The organism is Leyella lascolaii (genome assembly GCF_900079775.1).
GTDB lineage: Bacteria > Bacteroidota > Bacteroidia > Bacteroidales > Bacteroidaceae > Prevotella > Prevotella lascolaii.
Map to the genome: position 1 here is coordinate 431,916 of NZ_LT556036.1, position 14,329 is coordinate 446,244.

Annotated in this window: 7 protein-coding genes; 4 read left to right on the forward strand and 3 right to left on the reverse strand. The window is 43.2% G+C overall.

Annotation, left to right across the window (positions count from 1 at the left end; translation table 11 throughout):
• The first annotated feature begins 39 nt into the window (after positions 1 to 39).
• Both BN4609_RS05175 and BN4609_RS05180 read left to right on the forward strand, forming a co-directional pair.
• Positions 40 to 1,521, forward strand: coding sequence for a DHHW family protein (locus BN4609_RS05175; protein WP_068855545.1), 1,482 nt, complete (start codon positions 40 to 42; stop codon positions 1,519 to 1,521).
• Between the two features lie 12 nt (positions 1,522 to 1,533).
• A complete protein-coding gene (locus tag BN4609_RS05180; RefSeq protein WP_068855546.1) occupies positions 1,534 to 2,292 on the forward strand; it encodes a YaaA family protein in 759 nt (252 codons plus the stop codon).
• An 11-nt stretch (positions 2,293 to 2,303) separates the two neighbouring features.
• Here BN4609_RS05180 and BN4609_RS05185 read toward each other — a convergent pair whose 3' ends face one another.
• The 3 genes from BN4609_RS05185 to BN4609_RS05195 all read right to left on the reverse strand — a co-directional run bounded on the left by BN4609_RS05185 (position 2,304) and on the right by BN4609_RS05195 (position 9,844).
• Positions 2,304 to 4,844, reverse strand: a complete 2,541-nt coding sequence (locus tag BN4609_RS05185; RefSeq protein ID WP_068855547.1) for an endonuclease MutS2 — start codon at positions 4,842 to 4,844, stop codon at positions 2,304 to 2,306.
• 195 nt (positions 4,845 to 5,039) lie between these two features.
• Positions 5,040 to 8,618 carry a pyruvate:ferredoxin (flavodoxin) oxidoreductase gene (gene nifJ, locus BN4609_RS05190; RefSeq protein WP_068855548.1) on the reverse strand — a complete coding sequence of 1,193 codons (3,579 nt, stop codon included), beginning with the start codon at positions 8,616 to 8,618 and terminating at the stop codon, positions 5,040 to 5,042.
• A gap of 38 nt (positions 8,619 to 8,656) precedes the next feature.
• Positions 8,657 to 9,844, reverse strand: coding sequence for an ATP-binding protein (locus tag BN4609_RS05195; protein WP_021992077.1), 1,188 nt, complete (start codon positions 9,842 to 9,844; stop codon positions 8,657 to 8,659).
• 1,101 nt (positions 9,845 to 10,945) lie between these two features.
• Here BN4609_RS05195 and BN4609_RS05200 point away from each other — a divergent pair.
• Both BN4609_RS05200 and BN4609_RS05210 read left to right on the forward strand, forming a co-directional pair.
• Positions 10,946 to 11,674 carry a hypothetical protein gene (locus BN4609_RS05200; RefSeq protein WP_241033201.1) on the forward strand — a complete coding sequence of 243 codons (729 nt, stop codon included), beginning with the start codon at positions 10,946 to 10,948 and terminating at the stop codon, positions 11,672 to 11,674.
• 1,809 nt (positions 11,675 to 13,483) lie between these two features.
• Entirely contained in the window at positions 13,484 to 14,263 is a 780-nt protein-coding gene (locus BN4609_RS05210; RefSeq protein ID WP_068855551.1) for a phosphatase PAP2 family protein, read from the forward strand.
• Positions 14,264 to 14,329: the final 66 nt, after the last annotated feature.

The following is a 14,329-nucleotide window of genomic DNA, read 5'->3' on the forward strand; positions in this document are numbered from 1 at the left end:
ATATGTTGTCGGCAGATGTAATATATTTAATGTAGGAATATGAGATTTTCAAGAGTTTACATATTTTTCATCGTTTTGGTGTTCGGTTCGCTTACAATTGTATTCGCAACATTTCCAAGAAGCAGATATTCGGAACTGGAGAAACGTGAGCTTGCCGTTTTTCCGGAATTTTCTATTGATAAATTGAAAAGCGGAGCCTATACAAAGGCTGTTTCTTCATGGTTCAGCGACAGCGAACCGTTCAGGGATGTTTTTATGACGGCAAGCATGCATGTGAAAGACGCTCAGGCTCTTGTCATGTCTGACGATAATATAAAGTTTCATGCATCAGAACCTGCTCCTTCGTCCGCACAAAAGACTATCGGCGCTGATATGACAGCCGCACCGGAAGAGGAAGAGTTTGTGAATGGTACGACGGATAATGAAAACGCCAAGATTGCAAATGCCGGAATAATAATTGTCGGTACCGGTGATAAGACAAGGGCGTTGATGGCTTTCGGAGGTACGGCTAAAGGCGGTACAGGTTATGCCAATGCGGCAAATAAATATAAGGAGGTGTTCGGTGACAAGGTGAACGTGTACTGCATGGTCATACCTACGGCTGTGGAATATTATTGTCCCCCGAGGGCAAGAAAGGTGACAACAGCCCAGCGTCCGGTCATAAACAACATATTCTCTCATCTGTCTGACGGAGTGAAACCGGTGGATATATATAATGTTTTGGGCAAGCATGTTTCGGAAGACATATTTCTACGTACTGACCATCACTGGGCACCGCTCGGAGCATATTATGCCGCCGGACGCTTTGCACAGGTGGCTGGAGTGCCTTTCAAGGATTTGTCACACTATGACCGTAAGGTAGTGAGAGGCTATGTGGGTAGTATGTACGGATATTCAAAGGACATATCTATAAAGAATGCGCCTGAAGATTTTGTATACTATGAACCGCGTGATGTCAAATACACAACGACATACACCAACTATACTATTGACAAGAATTATCGGGTGATAGGAGAGGGCAAGCCTTTCAAGAGCAGATTCTTCTTCCGATACCGCGACGGAAACGGTGGGGCATACTGTACATTTATGGGCGGAGATACAAAAATAACTGTGGTGAGGACGTCTGTTCATAATGGTCGCAGGCTTATTATACTTAAAGACAGTTTCGGAAATGCCCTGCCTGGATTCCTGTTCTTCTCTTTTGAGGAGATACATGTCATTGACTCAAGATATTTCACTAAGAATATGAGGAAATACGTGTCGGAAAACAAAATAACCGATATATTGTTCGCAAACAATATATTCAAGGCTTATTCGAGCCATATTTACCGGTCTTATCTCAGATTCCTTGAACAAAGCGACCATAGCATTTTCAAGGCTGTAACAGACAGCACGATAACCGACTCTGTTATGCAAGGCAAGAAGCACGGGCACTTTAAAAAAGACACAACTGTTGTTGTAAAACGAAAATCATCCGTTGATACTGTTAAATCATCCGGTGACAGCTTGACTGTAAATTAAATATTGAACGATATGCAGATAATGATAGGTTCGGCAAAAGAGATGAGAGCGGAATGCAATTATGCGCCGAAAGAAAACACATCACCGCTTTTCAAGGATGAGGCGTTGGCAAACGCCATGCAGATGTCGGCTTATAGTGAGGATGAGCTGGCAGGAATATTGAAATGCAATGCGGCTATTGCGGGTGAGAACAAACTCCGTTTTATGCGTTTTACAGAACATGACAATGAGTTGCAGGCGATTCTTACATATAACGGAGTCGTCTATAAACACCTCGGAACATCAGATTTTACAAAAGAAGATTTCAAGTTTGCGGGAGGTCATCTGTGGATTACGTCTTTTCTTTACGGATTGCTCAGACCTCTTGATATGATAAAATGTTATCGTCTGGAAGGAGATGTTGTTTTGCCTGACAACGGATGTTCAATGTTCGACTATTGGAAGGCAAGGTTGACTGATGTGTTTATAGAGTCAGTAAAAAATGACGACGGTGTCTTGCTCGACCTCGCAAGCTCGGAGATGCACAGACTTTTCAATTGGAGTAAGGTTAAACGTGAGATTACAGTTGTCAGACCGGAGTTTTACGTTTGTAAGGGAGGGAAGCTTAAAACAGTTGTGGTATACGCGAAAATGTGTCGTGGGGAAATGACTCGTTTTTCAGCCAAAAACAGGTTGGATGATGCTGATGCTCTGCGCGGATTCACGTATGAGGGATTCCGCTTTATACCGCAGGAGAGCACACAGACATCACCTGTTTTTGCACTTGAATGACTGAGTTTACGCTATGATATGTCTACCACTGTTATGCCGGCGCCTCCGAACTGTACATGCTCGTCATGATAGTCTGATACGTTAGGTACAGTTGCAAGATATTGGCGTATAAGCTGTCGAAGTATTCCGTTGCCTTTCCCGTGTAATATCCTTACACGTGACATCCCTACAAGTATGGCATCATCAATGAAATAAGTAACGGCATTGAGTGCCTCGTCACCACGCATACCTCTGACGTCAAGATCCTGATGGAAATTCAGTTTCCGGTTGTCTATCGCATCTCTGGTTTCTCTGCTTATGTTAAGTGATGGTTTGCTGTTGTTTTCCGGCTGGGAGGCATGTTCAATTCTGTCGACAGGCATCTTTGTACGCATGTCGCCAAATATTATTGTTGCTGTCTTGTTGTCTGTTGTTTCTATTGTTCCAATAGAAGTGAGTCCTTTTATTTTTACAGTGTCGCCTTTTCTGAATGCATTCAGAATCTCTTCGGCTGCGTCTGTGCGTTTTGCCGCATCACGCAATTTCTTCGCGGCTTGTGCTTCTTTGTCGCTTTTCTCCTGTTTGTGTTTCTTGTGCCGTTCTTTCCTTTCCTGTATTTGTTTTATCTTTTTGGCGATGAATTCGTCATTTTTTTGCGTGTCTATAGAACTGATTTCTTCCTTAAATGAATTCAGTTCTTCTCTGATGCGACGCGTTTCTTCTTTATCTGCCTGACACTCTTTTATTTCTCGTATTGTGTTTTCTATGTTTTTATTACTTTGTCTGAGCAACTCTTCTGCCTCTTCTTTGGCTTTCTTGAGAATTTGTTTCCGGCTTTTCTCAATTTCAGTTATGTCATTCTCGTATTTGACAGTCAGTTTGTCCAACTCTTTTTCACGTTGATGGATTGCCTGACGTTTATTTTCCCAGTATCGTTTGTCGCGTACAATATCCTGCAGGTACTTGTCGCTTTGTATGTAGTCGCTTCCTACTATTTCACTCGCATCATGTATAACTTCCTCCGGGAGACCTATTTTACGGGCTATCTCTATTGCAAACGAACTTCCTGGATTGCCGATTGACAACTGGAAAAGTGCCTTCATCTGATGTCTGTCATATAGCATTGCGCCATTCACCACGCCCTCATGTTCTTTTGCGAAATGCTTCAGATTCTGATAGTGGGTTGTTATTATTCCGTAGGCTTGCTTGTTACAGAATTGTTTAAGCACAGCTTCTGCGATGGCTCCTCCGATCTGTGGTTCTGTTCCGGTGCCGAACTCATCAATCAGAAGCAGAGTGTTTCCGTCAGCATATTTCATCATGTTCTTCATATTGGTCAGATGGCTGGAATACGTACTCAAATCGTCTTCTATGCTTTGTTCATCACCTATGTCGATAAGAATATTTTTGAATATTCCTGTATGCGAACGTTCTCCGACAGGAATGGAAAGTCCGCATTGCAGCATATACTGCAATAATCCTACTGTTTTCAGACAGACGGATTTGCCGCCGGCATTAGGACCTGAAATTATAAGTATACGCTTGTCATTTGTTATTGTAATGTCTAAAGGTACAACCTTTTTATCTTGTTTTTCCAAAGATATTTTTAATAAAGGATGAATTGCCTGTATCCAGTCTATCTCCGGCTTTGGTCCAACTGCAGGCTCGAATCCGTTGATTTTTCTCGCAAGCTCTGCTTTCGCATGAATCATATCAATTGTTGCAAGAAATTTGTATGATTCGAGCATTGACTTTACGTGTGGGCGTATTTCTTTTGAAAACTCTGTCAGTATGCGTATTATTTCGCGGTGTTCTTCCGATTCAAGTTCTCTTATCCGGTTATTCGCTTCTACGACTTCTGTAGGTTCGATAAAGACCGTCTTACCGGATGCGGACTCATCGTGAACGATACCTTTTATTTTACGTTTGAGCCCTTGTGTTACAGGTATTACGAGTCTTCCGTCACGCATGGTAGGTGTGACGTCTTTGTCAACAACTCCATCGCTTTGCGCAGAACGTAATATTCTGTTTAATGTTTTTGATATTCCACCTTCTGTGCGTGCAAGTTCTTGACGGATGTTTTGCAGTTCGGCAGACGCGCTGTCCTTTATTCTGCCAAATTTATCAAGTATGTTATCTATGCGCTTTATAAGTTGCGGAAATGTTATTACATCAGTGGCAAGCCTGTGTAATGCAGGATATAAATATGTATTGGGCTCATTGTCATTGTTATCTTCACCTCGGTTGAGATAGTTGACAATGTTGTATATTGTTTCCAGAGAGCGTTTGAGGTCGAATAATTCATCCTCGTTCAGATGGGTCCCTTCAAGGCGTAAGCGTGCGACAGACTCCCTTACGTCAAAGAAAAATTGCATAGGAAAATCATCAGCCTGTTCTTGAAGAAGACGGAATTCTTTCACTTGCTGTAACCATTCGTTTATTATCGTAGGATTTGTAGAAACACTCATGTCGTCAATCTTTTCTTTTCCAAGAGTGCTCAGACAACGTTCACGTAGAAGTGTACGTATTTCATCAAATCCAATTTTGTGTTCAAATGTCTTAGGATAAATCATGCTGCAAAGTTAGTGTAAGTTATATATAATACAAAATAAAGCCTTTTATTTTTGTACAAGAATAAATGTTTCCGCTCGGCATGAAACCTGCTGGCTTTATATAACGTTATTATGTGTAAAAGGAAATGAATCCGTTAATGAAAAAAATAAACGCCCGGTAAAGTCAACCGGGCGTTTATTTTAAATTGATAGGAATCAGATCTTTTCAGACCAGTCTTCTTTTGACTTGCGTACATAGCTCTGATAACGCAGTTTTGCCATGCGTTCAGCCTCGCTGAAGAGTTCGTCTGCCTCATTCGGATATGCTTTCTGTACAGAAAGATAACGAACCTCTCCAAGGAGGAAGTCACGGAATTTGCTCCAGTCCGGTTCTTTTGAATCAAGTGTGAACGGATTCTTTCCTTCCTCTGCAAGCTGTGGGTTGTAACGCCAGAGATGCCAGTAGCCGCATTCTACAGCACGTCCTTCCTCTGCCTGTGAACGTCCCATGCCACCTTTAATCTTGAGCCCGTGGTTTATACATGGTGCATATGCAATCACAAGTGACGGACCCGGATATGCCTCTGCCTCACGTATTGCTTTGAGACACTGTGCGTTGTCTGCACCCATTGCAACCTGAGCCACGTATACATAACCGTAAGTTGTCGCAATAAGTCCAAGGTCTTTCTTGCGTATACGCTTTCCTTGTGCTGCAAACTGTGCGATAGCGCCAAGCGGAGTTGCCTTTGATGACTGACCGCCGGTGTTTGAATAAACCTCCGTGTCAAGTACAAGCAGATTTACATCCTCGCCACTTGCTATCACATGGTCGAGACCGCCATAACCGATGTCATAAGAAGCACCGTCACCACCGATAATCCACTGGCTGCGTTTTACAAGATAATGCTCAAGTGTCTTAAGCTCTTTGCATATCGGACATCCTGCCTCAACACCCTGTGCAATGTATGGTTTGATAAGTTCTGCAAGACGTTTTGTCTCATCTGCATTCTCCTTCTGTTCAATCCACTGCTCTGCAAGAGCCTTGAATTCCTCTGGAGTGTTTTCCTGAGAAATAACATCTTTGAACAGCATTGACACGCGTTCTTTCATCTTTTTGTTTCCAAGCACCATACCCATTCCGAATTCGCAGAAATCCTCGAAGAGCGAGTTGTCGAATGCAGGACCCTGACCTTTTTCGTTTGTACAATAAGGTGTAGACGGTATAGACGCAGAGTAGATGGAAGAACATCCTGTTGCGTTGGCTATCATTTCACGGTCTCCGAAGAGCTGCGAAACAAGTTTTACGTAAGGAGTCTCACCACATCCGGCGCATGCACCAGAGAATTCAAACAACGGCTGTGCGAACTGAGAGTTCTTGACATTTGACTTGATGTCAACCAAATGTTGTTTGGAAGTTACGTTCTTTACGAGATAATTCCAGTCGGAGGCAGCCTTCTTCATATCCTCTGCATCCGGATTGAACGGAACCATTGTAAGAGCCTTGCCGAGCTTCGGATTTCCAGGACAAACGTCAGCACAGTTTCCGCAGCCAAGACAATCGAGAACAGACGGCTCGATAGCGAAGTGCATGCCTGCCATAGGCTTTGGAACCTTCATCGTAATTGTCGGGATGTCAACACCTTTCAGTTCTTCGTCGGTGAGAACGAACGGACGTATTGCAGCGTGCGGACATACATATGCACATTTGTTACACTGTATACAATTATCAGGATTCCATGTCGGTACGAAAGCCTCAACACCGCGTTTTTCATATGCGGCTGTACCTGTAGCCCATGTTCCGTCAACAGTACCGTGTTTAACAAAATCTGAAACCTTAAGCAAATCACCTGCCTGTGCATTGATAGGATGTACCAGTTCTTTTATGAATGCCGGAGCGTCGCTTTCTTTTACATCATCATCAGCAAGATTTGCCCATGCGGCTTCAACCGTCAGCTGTTTGTATTCGTTACCGCGATCAACAGCCGCATAATTCTTATCTACAATGTCCTGACCTTTCTTTCCGTATGATTTAACAATGAATTTCTTCATCTGCTCAACGGCAAGGTCTATTGGAATAACCTCTGTTATGCGGAAGAATGCACTCTGAAGGATTGTGTTTGTTCTGTTACCCAGTCCGATTTCCTGCGCGATTTTTGTAGCGTTGATGTAGTAAACCGTGATATTGTTCTGGGCGAAATACCTCTTTACTTTGTTTGGAATGAAGTTAACAAGTTCCTGTCCGTCAAAGATTGTGTTCAGAAGGAATGTTCCGTTTTTGCGAAGTCCGCGTGTTACGTCGTACATGTGCAGGTATGCCTGAACATGACATGCCACGAAATTGGGGGTGTTCACCAGATAAGTGGAATGTATCGGCGCATCACCGAAACGCAGGTGAGAGCATGTGAATCCACCTGATTTCTTTGAGTCGTAAGAGAAGTAAGCCTGACAGTGCTTGTCTGTGTTGTCACCGATGATCTTCACAGAGTTCTTGTTGGCACCTACAGTTCCGTCTGCTCCAAGACCGTAGAACTTAGCTTCAAACATACCGTCGCCACCCATAGGAATCTCTTCTACTTCAGGTAGTGAGGTGAAGGTGACATCGTCTACGATGCCTACAGTGAAATGGTTCTTCGGTGTATCCAGTTTCAGATTGTTGAACACGGATATAATCTTTGCCGGAGTGGTGTCGCTTGAGCCGAGTCCATAGCGTCCGCCGACAATAACAGGACGGTCTTCAACATCGTAGAACGCACTCTTCACATCGAGATAAAGCGGTTCGCCTTCAGCTCCGGGCTCCTTTGTGCGGTCGAGTACGGCTATCTTCTTAGCTGTCTTAGGCACTGCTGCAAGCAGGTGCTTTACACTGAACGGACGATACAGGTGTACGCTTACCATACCCACCTTCTCGCCATTCCTGTTCAGATAGTCGATTGCCTCGCGTGCTGCCTCTGTAGCAGAACCCATGAGGATTATTACGCGGTCGGCTTCTTTGTCTCCATAATAAGAGAAGAGGTGATATTCGCGTCCTGTAATCTTGCTTATTTCACCAAGATAGTATTCCACCACTTCCGGAACCTTGTCATAAGCCATGTTGCATGCTTCACGATGAGTGAAGAAAGTCTCCGGATTCTCTGCTGTACCACGTGTCACCGGACGTTCCGGAGAAAGGGCGCGGTCGCGGAAGCGTTTTATTTCAGCCGGGTCTACAAGCTTTGCAATCTCATCCTGATCGATGACTTCAATCTTCTGGTATTCATGAGATGTACGGAATCCGTCAAAGAAGTTGATGAAAGGAACATCTGTCTTGAGTGTTGCCAGATGAGGAACGGCAGACAGATCCATAACCTCCTGTACGGAACCGGAGCAGAACATGGCAAATCCTGTCTGACGACAAGCCATCACGTCCTGATGGTCACCGAAGATACATAATGAGTGTGAAGCCAGCGTACGCGCCGATACGTTGAATACGCACGGCAGCATCTCTCCGGCAATTTTGTACATATTGGGAATCATTAGCAGCAATCCCTGTGAGGCAGTGAATGTGGTTGTAAGTGCACCTGCCTGCAGTGAACCGTGTACGGCACCGGCGGCACCGCCTTCCGACTGCATTTCCTGTACGCTTACTGTTTGTCCCCAGAGGTTCTTGCGGCCCCTTGCAGCCCATTCGTCCACATGTTCTGCCATGGGTGACGACGGAGTGATGGGGTAGATGGCAGCCACTTCACTGAACATATAGCTCACGTGAGCGGCAGCTTCATTACCATCACATGTGATAAACTTTTTTTCTTTAGCCATTTTGTTTTATAGATAAAATGTTAATGTATATTTAATATTTAGTACAGGAAACCAAACAGCCATAATGGTATCTGGTTTTCTTTTCCTATTTCTGTGTTATATCTTGCGTAGAAAATATTCGATTTATAGCGTATTCTGCTGTCGCTTGTAGCATCGCAGACTCTGAATCTCAGCTTGTCGTCTATGTGATATATCTGTTCTTTACTGCTCTGGCTGACCGTATGGCTTTTCCATAGCGAGTTCACAAAGAATGTCTCCATAAGATCCTGCATTTCAGCTTTTATGGGGTATATTGCATGCATGAGATTCGTATTATATATCATCACCTTTGCCGGTTTCTGCGGGAACATGCCTCCAGGAGGATATATTATGTTTATGAGACGTGCGTCTGCCAGATATTTGATGTAGTTCATCACTGTGGCGCGGCTTGTCTCTATCTCATTTGCAAGATTGCTTATATTCGGCGTTTTGGGACCCTCCATCGCCAGCAGATAGAACAGTTTCTTTATTTTGGTGAGATATTTCAGGTCTATCTGTTTTATCAGCAGAATGTCCACTTCGGTCATCATGTTCATCGTTTTGAGCAGATTCTCCGAATAGTTGCGATGCTCGAGAAAGAAAGGATAGAATCCGTGGTGAATATAGTCCGGAAAGAATTTCATCGGACTTACCTGTGAGAGTATTGTTTTCTCTATCTGTTCGTGACTGTGCAGAATGTCCTCAAGGCTGTATATCGGCAGGTTCAGCCCCGTCATAAGATTTATGAACTCCCTGAAGGAGAATCCTCTCAGATTGTAGCTTTTCACAATCCCGTTCAGTTCTGGGTTCTCTTCTTTCAGTCTCATTACGCTCGAGCCGGTAAACACAATCTTCAGTCCCGGATAATTGTCGTAGCATTTGCGCAGTTCGCTGCTCCAGTCAGGCTGTTTGAACACCTGGTCTATCAGCAGTACTCTGCCGCCTCCATGATAGAAGTCGCCTGCGAAGTCTGATATTCCACGGCTCTGGAAATAGAAGTTATTCATATTCACGTACAGACACTGGCGGTCTTTCGTGTCGAAGTTTTCCTTTGCATATTGTAGCAGGAATGTTGTCTTCCCGACGCCGCGCGTCCCTTTGATACCGATCATACGGCTGTTCCAGTCAATCTCGTCCATCAGCGAACGGCGTACCGGAGCGTTTGTATGTTCGATGAGATATGCGTGTGTTTTGAAGAATTCTTCCATTTCGCGTTTTTATAGTGTTTCCATGTCGCCATGCAATGTTGTACTTTATTGCCGACGACGCTCATATGCCGCGTTCGCGGATGCCTGAAATGTGGTTTTTGCGTCCTTCATTTGAGTTCTTCCGCATCGCTCGCATTATCTTTGCAAAGATAATATATATTTCTATAATTTGCAAACTCTATATTACAAATTATGTCATTTTTTATTTATTATTTATTATTTGCCGTCCTCATTATTATATATGTGTGTATGAATGCCGCCAAGATGCACATATTGAAATTTTTGTGCAATATTCATATTTGTATCTGGTTGAACCATGATTGTTTACGCCAAGTTGTTTAAAGTGTTTTCAGGGCGTGTTTATGTTAGGATTATATGCCATCTGATTATGTGTATTAAATGCGGTACGTAATTTAGATTTGTCACTGTTATTGGATAATCCCGTATTTCCACTTTCTTCTATATGACAATTGTATAAATGATATTCAACAACACTGATTGCCGGTATTATATTTTCGTGCCACAAAAAATTGCATTAATTTTGCAGTCGGGAAAATATCTTGTAAGAATGAACAGGCAGGCGTGGGCATACATTTTGGCATAGCGTATCTTCCAGAAGGAGGTAAAGACACGGTAAGAACTTTATACGGATTGCCGGTTTTGCGGGCATGTACTGTATGTTTGCGACTGTTTTTCCTGTAACATTAAGAATCGTATTTGTATATGAAATTGCATGTTTTTAATCCGGAACACGATATTGTGATGGCTTATGGTGACGGAATGTTCACGTCACCTCATGCTGCACGCGGGCTTCGGCGTGATCTTGGTTTCATTCCTGCGTTCACGGCGGAAGACGGAGATTTTGTGCTTGTAGATGATATTGAATCGGCACTTGAGTCTTTGAGGCATGTCAGGAAATATGCGTCGGATGTTGTATTTATCACACCCGACGATCTCCGTAACATGCGTTTTGACGGTTATCACAGTTTATCGATAGAACCGTGGGGGTGGGACAGTACCCTTAAAAGACAATTGGTTGCCTCAAATCCTGACTTACTTCCATTTCTGCCAGATGACAAGGCGTTGGAAAGTATACGTAATATGAGTAACCGCAAATTTGCGTCGGAACATCTGTTGCCGTGGCTTTGTGAGACAGACAGCATTTTTGTGGGAAAAAGCCGCTATTTCACAACGGTGGAGGAGATGAACGGAGAACTTGTCCGTAATGGCAGAAGTGTGCTTAAAGCACCGTGGAGCAGTAGCGGACGAGGTGTGAGATATGTTGAAGGCATGGCTGAGTGTCCGCTTTCCGGATGGTGCCGCAATGTGATTTCCAGGCAGGGAGGCATAATGGTCGAGCCATATTATGACAAAGTGATGGACTTCGGCATGGAGTTCAGCATTGGTGAGAACGGTATGGCAGAGTATCGCGGACTGTCCCTGTTTCGCACCGTGAATGGCGCATACGCAGGCAGCATACTCGCCACAGAGAATGAAAAACGTAAAATGATGGGACGTTACGTCGGATTAGAGGTTATAGACAGGCTTGCCGATACGGTAATTTCTCGTATGGGTGATTTGACCGGAGGGTCTTATAAGGGTCCTTTTGGCATAGACATGATGATTGTGGCAGACAAGGCAGGTGACGGTTTTAAGATACATCCTTGCGTGGAACTTAATTTGAGATGCACAATGGGACATGTCGCTCTTGGCATATCTCCAAACGAACATGAGGCTCAGAAACTGATGCGTATATCCTATAACGGCAAATACAGACTGCGTATATTAAGTACGAATGAGAACCTGCTCAACACGAGCCTTGCTGTGTAAGCTCCTCGCATGACGGCAGCTATGATTGATTTCCGCGTGTTACGGGTGTGCCGTTCTGCTGTCTTGCATTATGTATGGACTGTCATGTCCGGATAAGTATGAGGATATAGATAAGGCATTATTCATGTACAATAGCATTAACATTTGTATTTATTTTAGTTGTCATATTGATAATTAAAATCCGTTCATATGTATTTTTCATGTCGCCAAAACTCTCGGAATTACACATAAAATACATTTGGAAGATTCTGACGTGAAAATTCATAACTTGTTATCATTCATGATTATCAGTCGCTTATATTATACTATGGCTTAATCTCCATCGGCTGACGTTGCCGAAAAGGCTTTTCCGCAGACCGAAAAAGCCTTTCCTGTATGCTGATACAGCCTTTCCTGAGACATCAAAAAGCGTATTTCATAATGTGATAAAGGCTTTATCATGCATATTCATATGGTATATGACGGTTTAAAACAGTATTATGAGTGATGCAAAATGGCTGCTGACAGGAATTTATACCTTAAATAAGAAAGTCCAGTATGTTAAATTTCTCACGTTGTTTAACTTAAAATCAAAATCTTAGTATTAAGAATATTTATTGTGTTTTCTATCGAGGTTTGTATAAGTTATTGTTAATCGACCGCATTACTGTATTCTTTCTTTTATCATTTAAAATATATACATGCCAGCATGACTGTAAGGTAAATGCAAGGGAGAAATACGGAGTATTGCCTGCTTTGCCTAATTAAGTCCTTCCATAAGCATGACCATCGTGCCTGATGTTGTCTGATATACAAGCTGATTGTTTTTTCGCATCTTATCATATATCGTTCTATTTCTCCACAATACTATACTTACATGCATCCCGACGTGTTATCGTGGATTTGTTTTCTGTTTATCAATAAAATATGCTATCTTTGCAGAAGATATGCCGCACTCGGGAAATTAAGAGCGAGCTCTCTTTCCTCTCGTTTGCATTATCTTTGCAGAAGCTAAGCTGCACTCGGGAAATTAAGAGCGAGCTCTTTTTCCTCTCGTTTGCATTATCTTTGTATAAGATAAGCTTCGATTCGGCAATGTCAAGACTGGTAAAACTCAGTTTTCCCGTCTTCCCGTTGCACTCACCTTGCATTATCTTTGCATAAGACAAGCTTCGGCTCGGCAGTACCAAGTCTGGTAAAACTTCGTTTTCCCGTCTTGCTGTTGCACTCGCCTTGCATTATCTTTGCCGCCGATAAGATTAAAGTACTCACTTTGTGAGGTATCAGTATAAACCTAAAATGCATTGCTTATGGTATAAACTTACAACATCGGTTACGATGTAATATTTTTGAGGATAAAAAGAAGCGTTGTGTCTATGTCTTGCTGTAATAAAGCGTAGGAAACTTTAACCAGATAACAAGATTGGCATGATGGTTCTCCGCGTATATGCGTGGGGCTACCGTCTCCATTCCGTTATCAGGGGCTTTCCTACCGCCTTTTACAGAGGAGTGTACGATGTGTAGTTCCACGTTTCTGTTTCTCTGTCTCTAATCCCCTTAATCACGTGATAAAAATGTAAAGTACGAACATTATATAGTTATTCAAAGAAACGTTGTGTCTTCATCTTTCTGTAATAAAGCGTAGGAAACTTTAAAACTGATAACAAGATTCTGGCATGATAGTTCTCCATGGGGTTTGCATGGGGCTGCTGTCTCCATTTTCGAGTTAAGACATATTGTCTGTACAAGAGGATGTTGGCATATGGTTCCACGTTTCAGTACCAACCTAATATTAAGCCGAGCAGGAACTGGTGAGGCTAAGCAAATTTCATGGATGTCAAAAATTTAATTCTGGCAGTTACTATGACGGTAATTCTGCCAATGAACGTGTACGGGCAACAGGCTGATTGTGATTCATTGTCCGTAAAAAACAGAGGTCTCGGAAACTATGGGTTTAAATGGCGGCAAACAATCCTTCCCGCATCTTTAATAGGTGCTGGTGCGGTTGCGCTCGCCCCTGGTTTCATCAGAAACGGTAGCCGTGACATCACAAACAACGTGATAGATATACGGGGGAGCAACAATCGGCTCGAGTTTGACGATTACATACAGTATCTTCCGGTTGCCGGTTCTTTAATGCTGGGCTGTGCTGGCATAAAGGCAAAGCATCCATTCCGCGACAGATTTTTTATTATTGCTACTTCCTATGCGACATTGGCAGTTCTTACAAATGTTCCGAAATTCTGCATTGATGAGAAAAGGCCGGAGTTTGCAGGTCACAACTCTTTCCCTTCAGGACATACTGCAACAGCTTTCATGGGTGCTGAACTTGTGCGGATGGAATACGGTGGTTGGTATGGAATCGGTGCTTATACCATCGCAGTTGGGGTAGGGTTCATGCGGATGTATAACGGAAGGCACTGGCTGCATGATGTTGTGGCTGGTGCGGGAGTCGGTATATTGAGCGCACGTGTCGGTGAATGGAGTTGCCGCTTGTGGCAAAAAATCTTTCAAACAAATGGAAAGAAAGAAAACGACCTTGTTTTTACGCCCGTTGCAATACCTGTTAACGGTGGATATTATGGTTTCACTATGGGGTGTTTCTTTTGAGTCACTGTATTATCGTAAGAACCGGTTTATGGCATGGTTTGGATATCAAGTCCACCATGCCATCGG

Excerpts from the sequence above, each read along its gene's own strand:
- BN4609_RS05185 (WP_068855547.1), bottom strand. The coding sequence starts at position 4,844 with ATGATTTATCCTAAGACATTTGAACACAAAATTGGATTTGATGAAATA.
- BN4609_RS05210 (WP_068855551.1), top strand. The coding sequence starts at position 13,484 with ATGGATGTCAAAAATTTAATTCTGGCAGTTACTATGACGGTAATTCTG.
- BN4609_RS05175 (WP_068855545.1), top strand. The coding sequence starts at position 40 with ATGAGATTTTCAAGAGTTTACATATTTTTCATCGTTTTGGTGTTCGGT.
- nifJ (WP_068855548.1), bottom strand. The coding sequence starts at position 8,618 with ATGGCTAAAGAAAAAAAGTTTATCACATGTGATGGTAATGAAGCTGCC.
- BN4609_RS05195 (WP_021992077.1), bottom strand. The coding sequence starts at position 9,844 with ATGGAAGAATTCTTCAAAACACACGCATATCTCATCGAACATACAAAC.
- BN4609_RS05180 (WP_068855546.1), top strand. The coding sequence starts at position 1,534 with ATGCAGATAATGATAGGTTCGGCAAAAGAGATGAGAGCGGAATGCAAT.
- BN4609_RS05200 (WP_241033201.1), top strand. The coding sequence starts at position 10,946 with ATGAGTAACCGCAAATTTGCGTCGGAACATCTGTTGCCGTGGCTTTGT.